The sequence below is a fragment of the Rhodopseudomonas palustris BisB18 genome (assembly GCF_000013745.1).
Taxonomy (GTDB): domain Bacteria; phylum Pseudomonadota; class Alphaproteobacteria; order Rhizobiales; family Xanthobacteraceae; genus Rhodopseudomonas_A; species Rhodopseudomonas_A palustris_F.
Genome location: NC_007925.1, coordinates 810,412 through 830,222, shown reverse-complemented (window position 1 = coordinate 830,222; position 19,811 = coordinate 810,412). Strand labels below are relative to the sequence as shown.

Below are 19,811 nucleotides of genomic sequence, written 5' to 3'. Positions count from 1 at the left end.
CGACGACAAGCGACCGGTCTCGTTAAGCGCGCGGCGCGCCGAACAGTCGCGACAACAGCCAGATCGGAATCACCACCACGGCGCCGAGCAGGAAGTAGCGCCACAGCCCGTTGATGGCATCGAAACCGAGTTCCCAGACCCGGATGAACAGCAGCCGGATGCTGGTAATGATATTCCAGGGATCGAAGCCGATCGCCGCCAGCACCACGCCGACCAACAGCGACATCAGCGCCAGCCGAAACGCCACCGCGAGCGGCGAGCCGCCGAGAAACCGCGTCAACCCGTCGTCGCGCGCCGGCAAATCCCTCGTGTCGTTTGGCATCGATCCTCCCGCGCGCAGATGAACCCGCGCATCATAACAAGAGACACGCAAATGGGGAACCGACGCGGCCCCGTCAATGGCCGGACGCCGCGGCGGGCGGAATTGCGGCCTCCGCGGTCAATAGCCGTTGCAGCGTCTCCAGGCGATCGGCGTCGCGCGGCGGCTTGTCCCAGCGCAGCCGGCTGATCCGCGGAAACCGCATCGCCACCCCGGATTTGTGCCGCGGCGAGCGCGCCAAGCCCTCGAACGCCACTTCCAGCACCAGGCCTTGATCGGGCTCGTGCACCACATGGCGGACCGGGCCGAATTTCTCGGTGGTGTTGCGGCGGACGAAGCGGTCGATCTGCAGCAACTCTTCGTCGGTGAACCCGAAATACGCCTTGCCGACCGGCACCAGCACGTCGCCGCCTTCGCCGCTCGTCCACACCCCGAAGGTATAGTCGGAATAATACGACGAGCGCTTGCCATGGCCGCGCTGCGCATACATCAGCACCGCGTCGATGACGTGCGGGTCGTGCTTCCACTTCCACCATTGCCCCTTCGGCCGGCCCGGCAGATACGGCGCGTCGCGGCGCTTCAGCATCACGCCCTCGACCGCGGCGGCGTCGAGACCGGCTCCGGCGTTGGCCGGAGCTTGGCGCGCCGCGGTGAGCGCCTGCCAATCGGCGAACGGGATCGTCGCCGACAGGTCGATGCGCCGATCGTTCAATTCGGCGATAAAGCATTCGAGCCTCGCGCGACGCTGTTCGAACGGCAGCGTGCGCAGATCCACCTCGCCGTCGCCGAGCAGGTCGTAGGCGCGGAGGTGGATCGGATAGTCCTTCAAGAGCTTCGGCGTCACGCTCTTGCGGTTGAGCCGCTGCTGCAGCACGTTAAACGACTGCACGCGGTTTTCGCGCAAGACCAGAAGTTCACCGTCGATCGCGCCGGGCCGCCGCAGCGACGGCAACAGATCCGGAAAGCTCTGGGAGATGTCCTCGCCAGTCCGCGAATACAGCCGCGAGATGAGGTGGCCGTGTTGGTCACGACCGCTGACCGCCTGAACCCGGATGCCATCCCATTTCCATTCGGCGATGTAATCGGCGGCGTCGAGCGTGTTGAAGTCGGCGTCCTCAATGGCATGGGCCAGCATCACCGGCCGAAACGGCGCCGGATCGGCATTGATCGGTTTTTCGGCGCGGCCTTCCAGCCAGGCGAACAATTCGAGATAGGGCGGCGCGAGCCCCGGCCAGATCAGTTCGAGGTCGTGCGGATCCTTGTTACCGAGGGCTGCGGCCGCGGTCTTCGCCAGCCGCGCCGAGATGCCGATCCGCAGACTGCCGGTGACGAGCTTCAAGATAGCCCAGCGCCCGGTCTCGTCGAGTTCGTCGAGCCAGCGCGCCAACTGCGCCGGCAGTTCAGCCTTGCCGAGCGTCGCGAGGGTCGTGACGACTTCGGTCAGCGTCGGCGTCGGGTCATTGCGCGCGCTAAGTGCACGGCCTGCTCCCTCCCCCTTGCGGGGAGGGAAGACGGACACGTCGCGTTGCGGAGGGGAGAAGGACGTGGGCCACATCAGCGCCACGGTTTCCGACAGATCGCCGACGTAATCGTAGGACAATGCGAACAGCACCGGGTCGGTCCGCGCGGCGATCAGTTCGCGGATCAGCCCCGACTTGGCGTGCTTGAACGACAGCGCCCCGGTCAGCGCCGCCAACGCGTAGCCGCGGTCGGGATCTTCGGTGCCGTGCAGATAGCTGGTGATCAACCGCAGCTTGGCGTTGCGGCCGGGCTCATAGGCGAGGCGATCGAGCAGTTCGGCGAAGCGGTTCATGCCTCGACGTCCTCGCTCGCGGCCAAAGCCGCGTCGCCGTCCTCGTCGCCATAGCCGACCAGATCGAGCGGCCGCGCCCGCAAGCCCTGCGTCGTGCACCAATGCACCAGCGCGTCTTCCTGGCCGTGGGTGACCCAGATCTCGCCGGCGCCGGTGGCCTTGATGGTCGAGGTCAGGCCGTCCCAATCGGCGTGGTCGGAAATCACCAGCGGCAACTCCACGCCGCGCTGCCTTGCCCGCGCGCGGACCCGCATCCAGCCCGAGGCGAACGCGGTGACCGGATCGGGAAAGCGCCGCGTCCAGATATCCGAGGTGGCAGATGGCGGCGCCAGCGTAATCGTGCCGGCGAGATCGGCCTTCTTCACACCCTTGACCGCGCGTAGCTCGCCGAGCGCCACGCCGCGAAGGGCGTAGTAGTTGGTGATCTTCTCCATCGCGCCGTGCAGATAGATCGGCGCATCAAAGCCGGCCTGGCGAAGCAGCGCTATCACCCGTTGCGCCTTGCCGAGCGAGTAAGCGCCGACCAGATGCGCGCGCTCCGGAAACAGCTTCACCGACGCCAACAACTTGGCGACTTCGTCGGCCGCGTTGCCATGGCGGAACACCGGCAGTCCGAAAGTCGCCTCGGTGATGAACACGTCACAGGGAACCAGCTCGAACGGCGCGCAGGTCGGGTCAGTCGCATCCTTGTAGTCGCCCGACGCCACGATGCGAGTGCCGCCGCAAGCGACCGCGATCTGCGCCGATCCCAGCACATGACCGGCCGGATGAAACGTCACCGTGACCTCGCCGAGCCGAAGTTCCTCGCCGTATCCGATCGCCTGCGCGGAGCCGGCGAAATTCTCGCCATAGCGCAGCCGCATCATGTCGAGGGTTTCTCGCGTCGCCAGCACCGCGCCGTGACCGGGGCGCGCATGATCGGAATGGCCGTGGGTGATCACCGCGCGCTCGACCGGCCGCACCGGGTCGATGTGGAAACCGCCGGGCTTGCAGCACAATCCGGCGGCGACCGGCAGCAGGATGTCTTGTGGACGCATCGTGCCTATATAAGTCATCATCGGAGTCATTCGAGTGCCGCGCCCTGCGCCGCACTTGCGAATGCCCGGTTCGACCACCGGTTCCAAAAATGCCAGCACGCCTGTTCATGTCATCGGGCGATATGCTCGCCGATCGGCGGTTCGATTTCGCGCGCGATCTGCAAGTCCAAGGCGATCTGGTGGCGGCCGAGGATCTATTGGTCCAGGTGGCTAGCCTGGCGCCGGGTTTCGCCACCGCGTGGTTCGCGTTGGGCGAAGTCCGCGAACAACTCGGCGACCGCGACGGCGCGGTGATCGCGTTCCGCAATGCGCAGATGACCGATCCCGACGACCGCAACGGCGCGGCGCTGCGGCTGATGCGGCTGGATGCCGCCGACCTCGCGGCGATGCCGCCGGGCTATGTCCGCGCGCTGTTCGATCAATACGCCCCGAACTTCGAGGCCGCGGTGCTGGACGATCTCGGCTATCGCGGACCGGCGCTGCTGCGCCAGGCGATCCTTGCGGTGCGCGCCGCGGCGGATCGACCGGCGTGGTTCGATCACGGCCTCGACCTCGGCTGCGGCACCGGGCTCGCTGCCTTGGCTTTGGCGCCTTATGTCGGCGAGATGATCGGTTTCGACCTATCGCCGCGCATGGTGGAGCGCGCCCGCGCCACCAAGCGCTACGCCCAGGTGGAGGAAGCGGAGGTGGTCGATGCGCTGCGCGACCGGCCGACCGCCAGCGCCGATTTGATCCTTGCCGCCGATGTCGTCGGCTATCTTTGCGACGTCAACCCGCTGCTGATCGAAGCCGCGCGGGTGCTGGCGCCGGATGGATTGCTGGCGCTGACGGCGGAAACCCATGACAGCGACGGCGTCGTGCTCGGCGCCGGGCTGCGCTACGCCCATGGCGCGCGCTATCTGCAGAGCGCCATGGCGGCCGCGGGCCTGGTCGTAAAGCACCTGGAGCAGGCGTCGGCGCGCAGCGAAGCCGGCGTGCCGGTGCCGGGGCTGGTGATCGTCGCGGCGCAGCCATAGAGGCTCTTCGAGTTGGCGTGACGAGCTTCAAAAGTTCCAGGCCGTCATTCCGGGGCCCGAGCGGCGTGAGCTGCGCGTGAGCCTGAGAGCCAGTACTCACCGCTCTGGAATACTGGATTCCGGGTTCGCTCGGCCTGCGGCCTCGCGCCCCGGAATGACGACTGTATTTTGCCTTGGATGCTTTCATCCCAAACGGAGATGCTGGCGCGCGCTCCGCCGACCGCCGCTTACAAACAAAAACCCCGGCCGCGAGGCCGGGGTTTTGCAGATCAGTTCGTCGCTGCGATCAGTAACTGACGAGCGGTTAGTTCACGCTCAGTACTTGGCGACCACCGGCGAATTGAAGTGATAGTTGATGCCGGTTCGGAAGATGTGTTCGGTGACCTTGATGGTGTTGGGCGCCAAGCCGCCGGCAAAGTCGCTGGTGGTCGAACCGAGGTCGACATAGAGATATTCGGTCTTCGAGGTCCAGTTCGGACCGACCAGGCCGAGCAGCGTGAACGGGGTTTCGATGCCCGCGCCGGCGGTCCAGCCGCTCGCGGTCTTCGAGATCGTCTCGCTGCCGGTGCCCGCCGTGATGGTGGTCTTGACGTTGCCGTAGGCGTAACCGCCGGTGCCGTAGAACAGCGTCGAGCCGAGCGAGTAGCCGAGCCGGCCGCGCACGGTGCCGAACCAGGGCAGCTTGGCGTCGTAGGCGGCAAGGCCGAACAACACCGCGGTGTCGTTGTCACGCTGGGTCGAACCCTGGAAGTCGGCTTCGAGGCCGTACACCCAGTTCGAGGCCTGCCAGTTGTAGCCGACCTGGCCGCCGCCGGCGAAGCCGTCGAGCCCGAGGTTGAACTGTTCGCTGAAGGGACCGATGGAAGCGGTGGTGCGGTTGCGCGCGAAGGCGCTGCCGAAATTGCCGCCCAGATAGAAGCCGGTCCAGTTCGCGACCGGCGCCGGCGCGTACAGCCCGTTGCCGCCGATGCGATAGTTCAGGCCGACGCGGAAGATGTTCTCACGCACGCTGGTCTGCAGGGTCTGGCCGAGGAAGCTGTCGGTCTTGTTGCCAAGATCGAGGTGGAGATATTCGATCTTGCCGGTCCAGTTCCCGCCCAGCGCCGCTTCGACGCCGCTGCCGATGGTCCAGCCTGTCAGTGTGCGCTTGCCGCTGTCGAACGCGGTGAAGCCGCCCTCGGTGACGGTGGTCCGCACGTCGCCGGCCGCGAAACCGCCGGTGAAGTAGTTCAGCACCGGACCGCGGGCGATACCGATGCGGCCGCGGGCGGTGGCGAACCAATCGAGCTTCTGGCTGTAATTCACCGGACCCGACAGTGTGGTGCGGGTGTCGCTGAGGTCGGCGCCCTGGAAATCGCCTTCGAGGCCGATCACCAGCGGGCCAAACAGCGAATTGGTCTGGTAGTTGTAGCCGATCTGGCCGCCACCCAGCGCGCCGAACGGCTGCAGATAGGTGGTGCTGGTCAGGCCGGGAGCGAAGTTCTGGATCGCGCGGTCGCGGCCGAGGCCGGCGCCGGCGTTGACGCCGACGTAGAAGCCGGTCCAGTCGTACACCGCAACGATCGGCGCTTTGTAATACGGGGCCTTGGTGGCCAGGTCGGCTGCTTGGGCACTCACGGCCGTTCCGATAAGCGCGACGCCGGCGAGAATACGTTTCATGGTCCACCCCAATTGAATTGAACTCGAAGCCTAGCGGACCACCCCGCCGCTGTCTGTGCCCGCACAGCCACACCGTTCAGGAATCCGACATAAGGGACTGATCAGGCGCGAGGAATCAGGTCCCAGCGATACCGGCAGCCGGGTTGTGGCGGCCGATCTCGATGCAGAATCGAGCGAATCGATTCGCGCGAGCCGCGAATCACCCAGCAAGCTCAACCATATCCGCCGAATCGGTATCGCCGCCCCCGCAGGCCCTCGCGGCGCCCTCGACCTGGATGGCGCGAATGCCTAGCTTCGAAAGGTGCCGCCCGATGACCCCGTTGTCCCTCTCGATGCGCTGCCCGAGCGGTTCCAGCAATGGTTCGCGGCGCGTGGCTGGTCGCCGCGCCAGCACCAGCTGGCACTGCTGGCGAAGGCCCGCGCGCAGCGGTCCGCCCTGTTGATCGCTCCGACCGGCGCCGGCAAAACCCTGGCGGGGTTTCTGCCGACGCTGGTGGAGTTGAGCCCGGGCTTGCTCCGCGACATGCGCGCTCCGCTCCCCCCGCGAAGCGGGGGGGAGGGGTCGGGGGTGGGGGGTATCGCCGCGGATGCCGCGCGCGCGGTGAGGCCGATGCCCCCCACCCCCGACCCCTCCCCACCACGCGCTGCGCGCGCGGGGGGAGGGGAGACGGCTGCTTCTGAACTGACCGCATCGATCTCCCTCGGCCGCGGCGTCACCCGTAGCAGAGGCCTCCACACCCTCTACATCTCGCCGTTGAAGGCGCTGGCAGTCGATATCGCGCGCAATCTCGAGGCGCCGATCGCGCAGATGAATCTACCGATCAAGGTCGAGACCCGCACCGGCGACACCCCGGTGTCGCGCCGCGGCCGGCAGCGCAAATATCCGCCGGACATCTTGTTGACCACGCCGGAGCAGTTGGCGTTGCTGCTCGCCTCCGACGACGCGCCGTTTCTGTTCGGCTCGCTCAGGCGCATCGTGCTCGACGAATTGCACGCGCTGGTGACCTCGAAGCGCGGCGATCTGTTGTCGCTCGGACTCGCCCGGCTGTGGCGGATCGCGCCGCAGCTGCGCGCCATCGGGCTGTCGGCGACGGTGGCCGAGCCGGAGCAGCTGGCCCGCTTTCTGGTGCCGCAGCCGCCTGGCGAAACCTCCGCCGCCGACATCGTGGTCGCCGGCGGCGCGGCGCAGCCGATCGTCGAGATGCTCGACAGCAAGGAGCGGCTGCCCTGGGCCGGGCATTCGGCGCGCCACGCGCTGCCGGAGATCTACGATCTGATCAGGCGCAACACCACCACGCTGGTGTTCGTCAACACCCGCAGCCAGGCCGAGATGCTGTTCCAGGAACTCTGGCGCATGAACGACGACAATCTGGCGATCGCGCTGCATCACGGCTCGCTCGACGTCGCGCAGCGCCGCAAGGTCGAGGACGCGATGTCGGCCGGCAAATTGCGCGGCGTGGTCTGCACCTCGTCGCTCGATCTCGGCGTCGACTGGGGCGACGTCGATCTGGTGATCAATGTCGGCGCGCCGAAAGGATCCTCGCGGCTGATGCAGCGGATCGGCCGCGCCAATCACCGCCTGAACGAAGCCTCGCGCGCGGTGCTGGTGCCGGCCAATCGCTTCGAAGTGCTGGAATGCCGGGTGGCGATCGACGCCGTCGCGGAGAACGCGCAGGACACCCCGCCGCTGCGCCTGGGCGCGCTCGACGTGCTGGCGCAGCACGTGCTCGGCTGCGCCTGCGGCGCGCCGTTTGCCGCCGACGAACTGTATGAAGAAGTGCGGACCGCCGCGCCCTATGCCGACCTCACGCGAGCGGATTTCGACGACACCATCGATTTTGTAGCCTGCGGCGGCTACGCGCTGAAGGTCTACGAGCGCTTCGCCCGCATCAAGCAGGACAAGGCCGGGCAATGGCGCGTCACCAACCCGCGGGTGCGGCAGATGTATCGCCTCAACGTCGGCACCATCGTCGAGGACACCATGCTGAAGGTGAAGCTGGTGCGCTCGTCGCGCGACGGCGGCGGCCACACCGGCGCGCTCGGCCGCGGCGGCCGGATGCTCGGCCAGATTGAGGAGTATTTCATCGAGCAATTGCTGATCGGCGACACCTTCGTGTTCGGCGGCGAGGTGGTGCGCTACGAGTCGCTGGTCGAGGACGTGGCCTATGTGTCCCGCGCCCACGACAAGGACGCCCGCGTGCCGTCCTACATGGGCGGCAAGTTTCCGCTCTCGACTTATCTGGCCGAACGGGTCCGCAAGCTGCTCGCCGACCAGCGCGCCTGGAGCACCCTGCCCGATCAGGTGCGCGACTGGCTGTCGCTGCAGGCCTCGCTGTCGCTGGTGCCGGGCACGCGTGAACTGGTGGTGGAAACCTTCCCGCGCGCCAACAAGCTCTATCTGGTGTGCTACCCGTTCGAGGGCCGGCTCGCGCATCAGACGCTAGGCATGCTGCTGACCCGCCGCTTGGAACGCAGTCGCGCGAAACCACTCGGCTTCGTCGCCAATGAATATGCGCTGGCGGTGTGGTGCCTCGGCGACCTATCGCAGATGGTGCGCCGTGGCGAACTCGATCTCGACGCGCTGTTCGATCCCGACATGCTCGGCGACGATCTCGAAGCCTGGCTTGCGGAATCCGCGTTGATGAAGCGCACCTTCCGCAGTTGCGCGGTGATCTCCGGGCTGATCCCGCGGCGCTTCACCGGCGAGGAAAAGAGCAAGCGGCAGGTGCTGTTCTCCACCGATCTGGTCTACGACGTGCTGCGCAAGCATCAGCCGGATCATCTGCTCTTACGGGCGGCGCGCGCCGATGCGGCCACCGGCCTGCTCGATATCCGCCGGCTCGGTGATATGCTCCAGCGCATCAAGGGCCGCATCGTCCACAAGGAACTCGACCGGGTGTCGCCGCTGGCGGTGCCGGTGATGCTGGAAATCGGCCGCGAAGCGGTGTACGGCGAAGCTTCCGACGAACTGCTGGCCGAAGCCGCCGAGGATCTGGTGCGCGAGGCGATGGGTGATTGAGGATCGAATGGCGTGGCTCGACTCTCGCGACATCGGCGGCCTTCTCCCTCCCCCCTTGCGGGGGAGGGTCGGGGTGGGGGGTGCCCCGGGCACGTCATTCAATTGAAAAGGCGGACCGCTTGGCCCCCCATCCCCGACCCCTCCCCGCAAGGGGGAGGGGAGCAGACCGTGATCGTTGCCGGCGTCACGCTGCTCGCCGACCTCTCCGGTGCGTTGTACTGGGAAGCCGAGCGGCTGCTGATCGTCTCCGACCTGCATCTGGAAAAAGGCTCGAGCTTCGCGATGCGCGGCGTGATGCTGCCGCCCTACGACACCATCGCCACGCTGGGCCGGCTCGGCGCGGTGATCGCGCGCTACGCTCCGAAGACGGTGATCGCGCTCGGCGACAGCTTTCACGATCGCGATGCGCATGATCGATTGTCGGACGCCAACCGCGAGATCCTCGGGGCATTGCAGGCGCGCCGTGACTGGATCTGGATCGCGGGCAATCACGACCCGGCATTGCCGAGCGATCTCGGCGGCGCGATCGCTAACGAAGTGGCGGTCGGCGCGGTCGTATTCCGCCATGAGCCGACCGGCGCGATCGGCGAAATCGCCGGCCATCTGCATCCGAAGGCGCGGGTTTCCACGCGCGGCCGGGCGATGGAGCGGCGCTGCTTTGCCTGCGACGGCCGACGCATGGTGATGCCGGCGTTCGGCGCCTATGCGGGCGGTCTCAACATCCGCCACGAGGCGTTCGCGAAAATCTTCACCCCGCAGGGCTTCGTCGCGCATCTGCTGGGCGATCGCCGGCTGCACGCCATCGCCGCGTCGCGCTGCTGCTGAGGTTTTTCTCGTCATTCCGGGGCGCGAGCCCTGGCGAGCGAACCCGGAATGACGGGGCTTATCACTTAGCGGGCGTGTCACTTCGAGTCTTTTTGCTTGAGCGGCATGTCGTCTGAATTCACGCCGCCTTGGCCTGAATGGCGTCGCAGAATTCGGCGAGGCGGTCGGCCAGCCGCAGCGTCGCCGGGCTGGCGTCGGGGCTGGCGACCAGCGCCAGTTCGGTGCTGTCGATCGGGGCGAAGCCGTCCTTGGCGGTCAGCCGGCGATGGTCGGGCTGGATCGCGATCGCCGGCAGGATGCTGAGGCCGAGGCCGGCGGCGACCGCGGCCTGAATCCCGGCAAGGTTGGCGCTGCAATAGGCCATGTGCCAGCGCCGCCCGGCGCTTTCGATGGCGTGGATCGCGCGGGCGCGATACAGGCATCCGGTCGGAAAGAAGATCAGCGGCAGCGACGCCGCGTTGGCGTCGCAGGGATGGCTGCCGCTGGTGATCCAGTGCAGCCGCTCCGGCCACACCGCGATGGCGTCGCGGCCCTCGGCGGCGCGCTTGAGCAGCGCCAGATCGAGGTCGCCGCGCTCCAGGTCGCGCTTGAGATCGACGCTCTGGGCGGCGCGGACGTCGAGTCGCAGCCCGGGCCGCGAGCGGGCAAAGCTCGCCAGCAATTTGGTCAGCCGGTAGGCGGCGAAATCCTCCGGAATGCCGAGCCGTACCGCGCCCTCGCCATTCGGCCGCGCCACCACGTCACGGGCTTCCTCCGCCAGCGACAACAGCCGCCGCGCATAGGACAATAGCCGCTCGCCAGATTCGGTCGGGGTGACGTCCTTGCCGGTCCGGTTCAGCAGCGCCTGGCCGAGGTCATCCTCCAGCCGTTTGATCTGCTGGCTCACGGTCGACTGGGTGCGATGCACGCGGGCGCCGGCGCGGGTGAATCCGCCGGCGTCGACCACCGCGACGAAGCTGCGCAGCAATTCCAGATCGAGCATGGCGCGCCCTATTCGATTTTCCACTGAACTGGATTTTATCATTTAATTTCCGAATGGCAATCGGACGCCTTAGCTTTGCCGCAAGGAGAAAACGCCCATGTCGCTTGCGCCGCCGCTCGACGTTTCCCGCCCTCGCCTCGTGCCGTTGCCGCTCATCATCGCGGCGTTCTGCGTGCTGTGGAGTTTCGCCTTCGTCGCCGGCAAGGTCGCGGTCACCGATTGTCCGCCGTTGATCCTGCTGGCGGCGCGGTTTTCGCTGGCGGGCATTTTGATCCTGGGATTTTCGCTGCTGCGCGGCGAAGCCTGGACGCTATCGTGGCGCGACGTCGCGGTCTGCGCCGTGCTCGGCATCGCCAACAACGCGCTGTATCTCGGGCTCGGCTACACCGGATTGCAGAACACCTCGGCCGGGCTCGGCGGGCTGATCGTCAGTTCCAATCCGGTGTTCACCGCGGTGCTGGCGGCGCTGTTGCTCAATGAGCCGCTGACCTGGCGCAAGGTCGCGGGGCTGCTGCTCGGCATCGTCGGCGTCGGCTTCATCGTCTCGCATCGGATGGCGATCGGCACCGACAGCCTGCGCGGCATCCTGTTCACGTTCGCCGCGTTGGCCTCGATCGTCAGCGGCACCATTCTGTTCAAGCTGTTGGCGCCGAAGGGCAGCCTGTGGATCGGCAACGGCATCCAGAATATCGCCGGCGGCCTCGTGCTGATTCCCTTCGCCGCCACGCTGGCGAACGTCGGCGACATCGTGCCCAGCGCGCGTCTGTTCTGGGCGTTCGGCTTTCTGGTGCTGGGCGGATCGATCTTCGCGTATTTCCTCTGGTTTCACCTGCTGCATGTCTGCGGCGCCAGCGCGGCGAGCGCCTGGCATTTCGTGATGCCGCCGTTGGCGATGCTGTTCGCCTGGATCGTGCTCGGCGAACATCTGGATGCCCGCGACCTGTTGGGAATCATCCCGGTCGCGCTCGGAATTTATCTGGTGACCCGGCCGGCGGCCGGGCCGGTAACCGCAGTGAAAACCGCACCTGCGGAATAGGAGAGGTCAATGTCGTTACGTATCACGCTGGTCGGCGGCCCCACTGCGCTGATCGAAATCGATGGCTTTCGGCTGTTGACCGATCCGACCTTCGATGCGCCGGGAGACTATCCGCTGCCGCATGTCACGCTGCAAAAGCTGACCGGCCCGGCGCTCAGTGCCGATGCGATCGGTCCGGTCGATGCCGTGCTGCTCAGCCACGATCAGCACGCCGACAATCTCGATCATGCCGGCAAGGCATTTCTGAAAAGTGCCAAGCGCGTGCTGACCACGGAGATCGCCGCGCAACGCCTCGGCAGCCACGCCGAAGGCCTCGCGCCGTGGGCTACGACTGAACTGACGGCCCCGGACGGCCGCGCGCTGACCGTCACCGCGACGCCGGCGCGCCACGGCCCGGCCGGGATCGAGCCGTTCGCCGGCGACGTGATCGGCTTTGTCGTCGGCCCGAAATCGCCCGGCAGCCGCTCGATCTACGTCACCGGCGACACCGTCTGGTACGACGGCACGGCCGAAGTGGCGCGCCGCTTCGAGGCGTCCGTGGTGCTGCCGTTCGCCGGCGCGGCGCAGACTCGCGGCCCATTCCATCTCACGATGGATACCAACGACGCGATCGAGACGGCGCGCGCCTTTCCGGACGCGGTGATCGTGCCGCTGCATGCCGAGGGCTGGGCGCATTTCCGGCAGAACCAGAGCGATCTGAAGGTCTCGTTCGACACGCTCGGCTTTGGTGGGCGGTTGATCATCCTCGAGCCCGGCGTGGCGACCGAGATCCTTGGTTCCTGACGCGGAACCATCCTGCCCGCGCTACGTTTGCTTCGCTGCAGGAATGCAGGATCGCGATGACCGATCAGATCAAGACCGATCTCAAGGCTTCGTGTCCCGGACGCGATGCCGCGCCCTTGGCGCGACGTCGCGAGCCGGGACCGTTCCAGGTGCCGCGTTCCGTAACGGCCCCGGCTCCGCAGTGCACCACGCCGCAAGCGCGGCGCGATGCGCTGCGTCCGGGGCACGCAAATCTTTGCCTCAATCCCTGCGAAACACCACCGAGGCCATCCAGCCGGTCAACAGCGCCATCAGCGCGGTGACCAGGCCATAGGCGAGGCCATTCTGCCGCGCGGTGGAGGCGACGAATTGCTCGAAGCCGACTTTGACGATTTCGAACGAGGTGTCGGTCTTGGTGACCAAGGCGCCGCCGGCGAACACCTTGATCTCGACCTGATAGGACCCGATCGGCACTTCGGCCGGCAGCGGAATCCCGGTGCGGAACAAGGTCGGCGTCAAGAAGGTCACCGCCGACGTTTCCTCGCGGTACAGCCCGTGTTCGGAGCGCAGCCGGACGAACGCGCTGCGGAAGGCATCGTTCGGCACCACGTCGGCGAAGTCCGGGCCGACTCGTTGGGTCAACAGGATGTTGTTGAGCCCGAGCTGCTGGCGGCGCAGCACCTCCGGCGAGGCGATCGCCTCCAGCGGCTTGTTGGCGAACACCGCCAGATAGCTCGGCACCATCAGGAACTGGCGGGAGTCGGCATTGACCCAGATCCCCAGCTTGCGCTCCTTGCGCCGCGTCACCATGTCGGCGCGCGGCCCGCGCACCGTCACCACCAGATCATAGGCGGTGCGCTCGGCCGGGGTCTCGGCGTCCTTCTCGATCGAGCCGAACAGCACCAGTTCGCCGCCGGAATAACTCGGCGTCACGGTGATGCGGGTGTTGGAAATCGAGACGATCAATTGTTCGGCTCGCGCGCTGCCGATGCCGGCCGCGGCGAGCAGCAGGCCAAGCCCGATCAGCGCCGCGCGCGCCCGTGTCAAGCGCTGCCCCCGGTCTCGCGGATGGTGAACAGATCCTGCGGCTGGATTCCGAGTTCGATCGCGAACCGCACCCCGACCGCCAAAATCAACAGCCCGAGCAACAGCCGCAATTGTTCGCCGCGGATGCGCTGTCCGGCGCGGGCGCCGAACTGCGCGCCGGTGACGCCGCCGATCATCAGAATCAGCGCCAGCACGGCGTCGACCAGGTGGTTGGTGACGGCGTGCAGCACGGTGGCGATCAGCATGGTGAACAGCGTCAGCACCATCGAGGTGCCGATCACCGTCGAGGTCGGCACCCGCAACAGATAGATCAGGATCGGCACCAGGATGAAGCCGCCGCCGACCCCCATCACCGCGCCGATGAAGCCGATCACCAGCCCGATCACCACCACCGGGATCACCGACAGATACATTTTGGAGCGCTTGAACCGCATCTTCAGCGGCAGCGCGTGGATCCAGTTGCGGTTGCCGGAGCGTTTCGGCTGGACGATGTCGCCGCGGCGCGTGCGCAGGATGGCGCGAAGACCTTCCCACACCATCAGCCCGCCGACCGCGGTCAACAGCACCACGTAGGACAGCGCGATCACTAGATCGAGCTGGCCGAGCGAGCGCATCAAGGTGAAGAACCAGACCCCGAGCGCGGTGCCGATCAGGCCGCCGCAGAGCAACACCAGCGCCAGCGCCGGATCGATGGCGCGACGCCGCCAATACGACAGCGCGCCGGACAGCGACGACGCCGCCATGTGGCTGGTCACCGAGGCGACCGCCACCGCCGGCGCGATGCCGATGAAGATCAACAGCGGCGTCATCAAAAATCCGCCGCCGATCCCGAACATGCCCGAGACGAATCCCACGGCCGCGCCCATCGCCAGGATGAGCAGAACATTGACGGGAATGTCGGCGATCGGAAGATATAGCTGCACGCGTGTTCGCTTCGGACAGAGGTGGCTGACGCGATTATTCGCTGCGTCTTTGCATATCCGAAATCGGCGCCGGCGGTACTAAAGAATGCGCGACCGGCGGCGGTTTTCCGGCCCCGCCGGTCATGCATTGGTCAAGTTGGTGAATTATTCAGATTAACGCGATGGTCGGCGAAACCCAGCGCGGACCCGGTCGGCGCGCGTGACGACCCGCGCCCTGGCTCACCGCGACTCGAAGGACCGGCCGGAATAACGCTCCGCCATGTACCTGCCCGGAGAGGTGCCGAGCGTCTTGCGGAACATCGTGACGAAGCTCGGCACGCTCTCATAGCCGAGGTCGGCGGCGACCTGCTGGATCGACGCGCCGCCGGCGAGCCACTGCACCGCGAGCATCACGCCGAGTTGCTGGCGCCAACGTCCGAAGCTCATCCCGGTTTCGCGGCTGATCAGCCGCACCAGCGTCCGCTCGCTGAGGCCGGCGCGCTGCGCCCAGCCCTCCAGCGAGCCGCGTTCCGCGGGCGCGGCCATCATCAGATCGACCAAGGCACACAGCCGCGCGTCGGTCGGCATCGGCAGGTGCAGGTCTTCGACCTGCGCGGTCGCGATCTCGTCGAGCAGCACCGCCATCAGCCGGGAATTGGCGCCGCCCTCGTCGTAGAATAGCGGCAAGCGGGCGGCGCGGAACAGCAATTCGCGTAGCAGCGGGGTCACGGCGACCGTGCAGCAGCGTTGCGGCAGGCCGGTGTCGAAGCCGGCCGCGACGAACGCGCTATAGCCTTCGAGCGAGCCGGTCGCCTTGATGGCGTGCAGCGCGCGGCTTGGGATCCAGACCGCGCTGCGCGGTGGGACGATCCACAATCCGCCCTCCACTTGGCAACTGAGCGCGCCGCGCTGCACCAGCATGATCTGACCCTTGGCATGGCGATGCGCGTCGAGCTCGAACGTGACGATTTTGTTCGACGCCATGCCGTAGGTGACGACCGGGCGCGCGACCTCGTCGGGCTCGATCCAGTCGGAGGCAACGGAGCTGTCGGTGAGAATGGGCATCGTTCGATCTACCACACGGCCTGGCGCAAATGGATAACAATCTGTCTCGGCTTCGTAATGACGCCAACGCGGCCTCCCTTTACTGACACGGACGGCCGAGGCCGAAACGGTCTCGCACCACCGAAAGGGACTTTCATGACATTGCTGAGCAGCACGCGCGTCGCAGCGACGCTCGACAAACTCCACGCAGAGGCCGACGCCGCAGACCGCAACCTGATGACCAAGTTGATGGCGCAGCTTGAGGCTTCCGGTGAAACGCTGAAGGATGCGGCCGCCAAGTTTGTCGACGAGGAGCGGTTGAACTATCGAACGATGTATCGCGGCCACGCCGATCATTTCCTGGCGATTTCTCCGGCCTATGGCCGTTTCATTTACGCGCTCGCACGCGCCCGCAGGGCGACCCGGATCGTCGAGTTCGGCACATCGATGGGGGTCTCGACGATCTATCTTGCGGCTGCGCTTCGCGACAATGGCGGCGGAAAGCTGATCGGCTCCGAGCTCGAACCCACCAAAGTAACGCGGGCGCGGGCTCACCTCGAAGCGGCCGGGCTTGCCGACCTGGTGGAGATCCGCGAGGGCGATGCACTCGACACGCTTGAGGACGTCGGCGGCGAGGTTGATGTTCTATCGATCGATGGCGCGTTTTCGCTGTACCTGCCGGTACTCAAATTGATCGAGCCCCGGCTAACGCCCGGCGCTGTGATCCTCGGCGAGAATGCCTTTGCGCAGGACTATCTCGATTACGTCCGCGCTCCCGCCAATGGTTATTTCTCCCGGTCGCTCGACATCGACGAAGGCCGCGGCAACGAGTTCACCGTGTGGGTCGGCTGACTTTCGAGTGGCCGACGCCGCCGAGTTTGCGGCAGCCGCGGAACGATCGGTGCGTTACCGCGCCGCGCGCTTGGCCGCCGCGGGCCTGGCAGCAGTGCCGGCACCGTCCCAACCACCGGGCGGGCTGGCCACGTTGATCGCGTCGTCCGGCTGCGGCTCCGGCATGAAGGTCTGGATCGCCAATTTGGCGGCCGACAGCGATTGCGGGTCGAGCCGTTTGGCGACATCGTCGCGCTTACGGCCGGCATCGGCGTCACCCTGCGCGGCAGCGAGGCTGAACCATTTGTAGGATTCGGCGAGGTTCTGCTCGACGCCGATGCCGCGCGCATAGAGAATGCCGAGATTGAATTGGCTGTCGGCGACGCCGCGCTCGGCAGCCTTGCGGAACCATTGCGAGGCGCTCTTGTAGTTGGCGCCCTGCGCGCCGCCATCGGCTTCCAGCACCGCGAGATTGTGCATCGCCTTGGCGTTGCCGCGCTCCGCCGCGAGGATGTAGTAGCGTCGCGCGGCGCCGAGATCCTTGTTCACGCTGAGACCCTTTTCATAAAGGGTGCCGATCCGGAAGATCGCCGGCACGATGCCGGCCTGCGCGGCGCGCTCATACCATTTCGCGGCCTCGTCGAAATTCGCCGGCACGGTTTTGCCTTCGGCGTAGCGCACACCGATTTCATAGGCCGCGGCGGGATCGCCTTTCAGCGCAGCGAAGCGCAGTTGCGCTCCGCCGATCGCATCCGGCAGTTTCTCGTTTGCCGGGATCGACACCATGGTCGCCGCACGGCCGCTCGGCGGCGCCGTCGGAATCGCCGGTGGCGGTGTCGGAATCGTGCCGGTGACGTCGGCATCGGCGACGCGGCTGCCGCCCGGCGCGGCCGGCGCCGGGCCGAACAACGATTGCCGGTCGATCGGGGTCGGCGAGGTCATCGACGGGTTGGCCGGTGTGGCAGGCGCCGGTGCGGCGTCGCCGCTGCTGGGCGGCGGCAACGGCGCCGGCTCCGCGCTTTCGATGGCGGCGGGCTGCGACGGGCCGCCGTCGAGCATGGTCATCGCCATTTTGAAGGTGCCGAGCACGATCACCACCACGCTGGCCCCGACCAGCAACGAGCGAATTTTCGAACCCAGCGTCGAGTTGCCACCGCTCGGCGTCGCCGTGCCCGGAGCGCCGGTTTTGCCGCCCGGCTTCGCCGCCGACTTGGCGGCGGATTTGGCGGCGGATTTCGACTTCTCGGTCACCTGGCTCGCGGCTGCGGCGGCCTGCGCGGCGCGGCGTGCCGCGGCGATGAAGTTCGACGAACTAACTTGTTCGCGGGTCGGCGCCGGGATCTCGCTGATCGCGCTTTCCGACGCCGCGATCCGCTCCGACGGTGAGGTCCGTCCCTGCGGGCGGGTGCCGGGCTCTAGCGGATGATCCGGCGGCAGTTCGGGATTGATCGACAGCCGGGACGGAGCACGCGCAGGCGCCTTCTCGGGCGGCGCGGCGACGCTGTCGCGCGCCGGCTTCGGGCTCAAAATATCCTTGATGGTCTTCGCGGCACTCGGCGCCGACGGCTCGGCCGGCGTCGAAACCGGGGCGAATTGACGGGGGGCTGCGTCGAAATGCGCGGCGGCGGGATTCGGCATCTCCGGTCGGGGCGGTACCACGACCGCGGGCGCCGAGGGCGGCGGCGCGGGCTGCGGCGTGATCGGCCGGATTGCTGCGGGCTGCGGCTGCGGCGTCGGAGCCGGCTGCGGCGCGGAGCGCGCGCTGCGTAGATCGCCTTCGATCATCGCCAGCCGGTCGACCACGTGGCCGAGCGTATTGTGCACCGCTTCCAGGGAGTCCTGGGTGTGGCGATCGGCTTGCGACTGCGTCAGCCGCAGATCGGTGATTTCGCGCTTCAGCGTATCGACCAGACCGTTGTCCGGCGACGTGGTGCGGCTGACCGCGGTCAGCGCGGCGAAGGTGTCCTGCTGGCGTTCGAGCTGACGCAGCACGTCCTGCAAGCCTTCTTCGACCCGCCCGAGATTCGGCGAGCGAGCCTCGGCCGAGGCTTCCAGGCGCTCGAGCAGGTAGCTGACCCGCTGCTCGAGATGCGCGAAAGTGGCGGCGCCGTCATTGCCGACCGGCAGATGATCGAGCCGATCGGATAACGCCTGCAGCGCGGTTTCCAGTTGCGCCGAAGGATCGCTTTGCACCGGCCGTTCGCGGTTCTCCAGCGTCGTGGTCAGAGCGGCGATGCGTTGTTCGAGGGCGGCGAAGGAATCGCTGTGGCTGTCGGCCCGGGCGAGCTGGTCGACTTTGGACGACAGCGTGTGGACGTCCTCGCTGAGCCGCGCCAGCGCCTCGTTGGAGGCGACGTTGGAGACGATGGCGCGCAGCGCCGCTATGGCGCCTTCGAGCTGTTGCAGCGTCGAAGGATCGCCGCTCGAGCGGACGATCATGTCGATCTTGCCGCCGAGATTGCGGATCGCCTCGTCGAACCCGGCGAGCTGCTCGGCCGGCGTCAACGAGCGCAGCACGTCACGGATTTCTTCCAGCGCGCGCTCGACCCCGGCCAGCGCACCGCCATCGATGCCGCTGTGCCGGCTCTCGTCGATGCGCTGCGCCAGCGAGCGGATCTCGGTCTCCAGCGATTCGATGGCGCGACGCGGCATCGCTTCGGTGATGGTCTGGCGGATCTCGGCGAGCTCGGTGCGGAAAGCGGCGATCGATTGCTCGATCGCATCAGGACGCTGCAATGCGTCGATCTGGGTAGTGATCTTGTGCAACTGGCGTTCCAGCCCGGACACATCCGGCGCGGCCGGCATCGCGGGCGCGATCGGCGGCGCGGCGCGGCGCGGCATGATCTGGTTGGCGGCGGCGTCGAGCTCGTTCTGCCGCGCGGCGATCTCGGCGATCGCAAAATCCAGCGAGACCGGGCTGAGCGGCGGCGACGAGCGATAGACATCGGCAGCGGCGCGCTCGACCCGGTCGATCTGTGGCTGAGATTGCTGCGGATCGGGGCGTTGAGCGGGCCGTGCGGTAATCTGCGACAACCGGGCATCGAGCCGCGAGATGGCGTCGTTGAGCTGCCGGGCTACGCCGGGCTCGCCGCGGCCGGCCGGCCGCGAAATCTGTTCGATCTGCCGGGTGATGGAATCCAGCCGTTGGTGGATTTCGGCGACCTCCTGGGCATCTTTCTCCGCCAAACCGGGCGATGACTGCCGCACAGTCGCCTGCGATGGGTCCTGCGGCCGAAGCTGCGGCGGAACGTCGCCGACCTGGGCGCTGATCCAGTCGCCGAGCGAAAGGCCGGCCCGGCGCGCGGCGGCTTCGGCCCGCTCGCGCACTGACGGTTCGATCCCCTCGACACTCCACGATACGCGCGAATTCATGCTCTTGTCCGCTTCCGGCACCGGCGCTACCCGCGCCCCGCAGCCCTCTCCGCGCGTCCCATGACGAGACAATCCAATCCGACGCGGGTCGTCTGCCCTCGCATCGACTTTTTCGTGTTAGGGTAAAGAACGAGTTAAAGAGCGACC

At 67.1% G+C, this 19,811-nt stretch carries 15 protein-coding genes; 6 read left to right on the top strand and 9 right to left on the bottom strand.

What is annotated here, in order from left to right; all coding sequences use genetic code 11:
- Nucleotides 1-22: 22 nt before the first annotated feature.
- From RPC_RS03790 to RPC_RS03780, 3 genes are all read right to left on the bottom strand, one after another.
- Nucleotides 23-322, bottom strand: coding sequence for a DUF6460 domain-containing protein (locus RPC_RS03790; protein WP_011471231.1), 300 nt, complete (start codon nt 320-322; stop codon nt 23-25).
- A gap of 73 nt (nt 323-395) precedes the next feature.
- The gene (locus tag RPC_RS03785; protein ID WP_011471230.1) at nt 396-2,132 is read right to left on the bottom strand and encodes a cisplatin damage response ATP-dependent DNA ligase; all 1,737 of its coding nucleotides are present in this window, start codon (nt 2,130-2,132) and stop codon (nt 396-398) included.
- Nucleotides 2,129-3,169: a ligase-associated DNA damage response exonuclease gene (locus RPC_RS03780; protein ID WP_041801364.1), complete on the bottom strand. Its 1,041-nt coding sequence runs from the start codon at nt 3,167-3,169 to the stop codon at nt 2,129-2,131. Before RPC_RS03780 ends, RPC_RS03785 begins: the two co-directional genes overlap by 4 nt.
- Before the next feature lie 89 nt (nt 3,170-3,258).
- Here RPC_RS03780 and RPC_RS03775 point away from each other — a divergent pair, with 89 nt between their 5' ends.
- Nucleotides 3,259-4,185 (top strand): methyltransferase domain-containing protein, encoded by a 927-nt coding sequence (locus RPC_RS03775; RefSeq protein WP_011471228.1) that lies wholly within the window; start codon nt 3,259-3,261, stop codon nt 4,183-4,185.
- A gap of 315 nt (nt 4,186-4,500) precedes the next feature.
- On the opposite strand, the gene RPC_RS03770 is transcribed toward RPC_RS03775, so the two are convergent.
- The gene (locus RPC_RS03770; RefSeq protein ID WP_011471227.1) at nt 4,501-5,844 is read right to left on the bottom strand and encodes an outer membrane protein; all 1,344 of its coding nucleotides are present in this window, start codon (nt 5,842-5,844) and stop codon (nt 4,501-4,503) included.
- Between the two features lie 301 nt (nt 5,845-6,145).
- Here RPC_RS03770 and RPC_RS03765 point away from each other — a divergent pair, with 301 nt between their 5' ends.
- Nucleotides 6,146-8,863 carry a ligase-associated DNA damage response DEXH box helicase gene (locus tag RPC_RS03765; protein WP_011471226.1) on the top strand — a complete coding sequence of 906 codons (2,718 nt, stop codon included), beginning with the start codon at nt 6,146-6,148 and terminating at the stop codon, nt 8,861-8,863.
- Nucleotides 8,864-8,992: 129 nt separating this feature from the next.
- Entirely contained in the window at nt 8,993-9,688 is a 696-nt protein-coding gene (gene pdeM / locus RPC_RS03760) for a ligase-associated DNA damage response endonuclease PdeM (RefSeq protein ID WP_049766176.1), read from the top strand.
- A gap of 118 nt (nt 9,689-9,806) precedes the next feature.
- On the opposite strand, the gene RPC_RS03755 is transcribed toward pdeM, so the two are convergent.
- Nucleotides 9,807-10,670 (bottom strand): LysR family transcriptional regulator, encoded by an 864-nt coding sequence (locus RPC_RS03755; protein ID WP_011471224.1) that lies wholly within the window; start codon nt 10,668-10,670, stop codon nt 9,807-9,809.
- Between the two features lie 97 nt (nt 10,671-10,767).
- On the opposite strand from RPC_RS03755, the gene RPC_RS03750 reads away from it, so the two are divergent.
- Nucleotides 10,768-11,706 carry a DMT family transporter gene (locus tag RPC_RS03750; protein WP_011471223.1) on the top strand — a complete coding sequence of 313 codons (939 nt, stop codon included), beginning with the start codon at nt 10,768-10,770 and terminating at the stop codon, nt 11,704-11,706.
- A 9-nt stretch (nt 11,707-11,715) separates the two neighbouring features.
- Complete coding sequence (locus RPC_RS03745) at nt 11,716-12,489, top strand: MBL fold metallo-hydrolase (protein WP_011471222.1); 774 nt, start codon at nt 11,716-11,718, stop codon at nt 12,487-12,489.
- Between the two features lie 240 nt (nt 12,490-12,729).
- Here RPC_RS03745 and RPC_RS03740 read toward each other — a convergent pair whose 3' ends face one another.
- The 3 genes from RPC_RS03740 to RPC_RS03730 all read right to left on the bottom strand — a co-directional run bounded on the left by RPC_RS03740 (nt 12,730) and on the right by RPC_RS03730 (nt 15,482).
- A complete protein-coding gene (locus tag RPC_RS03740) occupies nt 12,730-13,515 on the bottom strand; it encodes a TIGR02186 family protein (protein WP_011471221.1) in 786 nt (261 codons plus the stop codon).
- The gene (locus tag RPC_RS03735; RefSeq protein ID WP_011471220.1) at nt 13,512-14,438 is read right to left on the bottom strand and encodes a sulfite exporter TauE/SafE family protein; all 927 of its coding nucleotides are present in this window, start codon (nt 14,436-14,438) and stop codon (nt 13,512-13,514) included. The genes RPC_RS03740 and RPC_RS03735 overlap by 4 nt, the downstream gene beginning before the upstream one ends.
- A 219-nt stretch (nt 14,439-14,657) precedes the next feature.
- Entirely contained in the window at nt 14,658-15,482 is an 825-nt protein-coding gene (locus RPC_RS03730; RefSeq protein ID WP_041801362.1) for an AraC family transcriptional regulator, read from the bottom strand.
- Nucleotides 15,483-15,617: 135 nt separating this feature from the next.
- Between RPC_RS03730 and RPC_RS03725 the strand changes: the two genes are divergently transcribed.
- Complete coding sequence (locus RPC_RS03725) at nt 15,618-16,313, top strand: O-methyltransferase (protein WP_011471218.1); 696 nt, start codon at nt 15,618-15,620, stop codon at nt 16,311-16,313.
- A 54-nt stretch (nt 16,314-16,367) separates the two neighbouring features.
- On the opposite strand, the gene RPC_RS03720 is transcribed toward RPC_RS03725, so the two are convergent.
- Nucleotides 16,368-19,664, bottom strand: a complete 3,297-nt coding sequence (locus RPC_RS03720; protein WP_041801360.1) for a tetratricopeptide repeat protein — start codon at nt 19,662-19,664, stop codon at nt 16,368-16,370.
- Nucleotides 19,665-19,811 lie beyond the last annotated feature (147 nt).

Excerpts from the sequence above, each read along its gene's own strand:
- RPC_RS03790 (WP_011471231.1), bottom strand. The coding sequence starts at position 322 with ATGCCAAACGACACGAGGGATTTGCCGGCGCGCGACGACGGGTTGACG.
- RPC_RS03750 (WP_011471223.1), top strand. The coding sequence starts at position 10,768 with ATGTCGCTTGCGCCGCCGCTCGACGTTTCCCGCCCTCGCCTCGTGCCG.
- RPC_RS03780 (WP_041801364.1), bottom strand. The coding sequence starts at position 3,169 with ATGCGTCCACAAGACATCCTGCTGCCGGTCGCCGCCGGATTGTGCTGC.
- RPC_RS03770 (WP_011471227.1), bottom strand. The coding sequence starts at position 5,844 with ATGAAACGTATTCTCGCCGGCGTCGCGCTTATCGGAACGGCCGTGAGT.
- RPC_RS03755 (WP_011471224.1), bottom strand. The coding sequence starts at position 10,670 with ATGCTCGATCTGGAATTGCTGCGCAGCTTCGTCGCGGTGGTCGACGCC.
- RPC_RS03775 (WP_011471228.1), top strand. The coding sequence starts at position 3,259 with ATGCCAGCACGCCTGTTCATGTCATCGGGCGATATGCTCGCCGATCGG.
- RPC_RS03720 (WP_041801360.1), bottom strand. The coding sequence starts at position 19,664 with ATGAATTCGCGCGTATCGTGGAGTGTCGAGGGGATCGAACCGTCAGTG.
- RPC_RS03785 (WP_011471230.1), bottom strand. The coding sequence starts at position 2,132 with ATGAACCGCTTCGCCGAACTGCTCGATCGCCTCGCCTATGAGCCCGGC.
- RPC_RS03725 (WP_011471218.1), top strand. The coding sequence starts at position 15,618 with ATGACATTGCTGAGCAGCACGCGCGTCGCAGCGACGCTCGACAAACTC.
- RPC_RS03745 (WP_011471222.1), top strand. The coding sequence starts at position 11,716 with ATGTCGTTACGTATCACGCTGGTCGGCGGCCCCACTGCGCTGATCGAA.
- RPC_RS03730 (WP_041801362.1), bottom strand. The coding sequence starts at position 15,482 with ATGCCCATTCTCACCGACAGCTCCGTTGCCTCCGACTGGATCGAGCCC.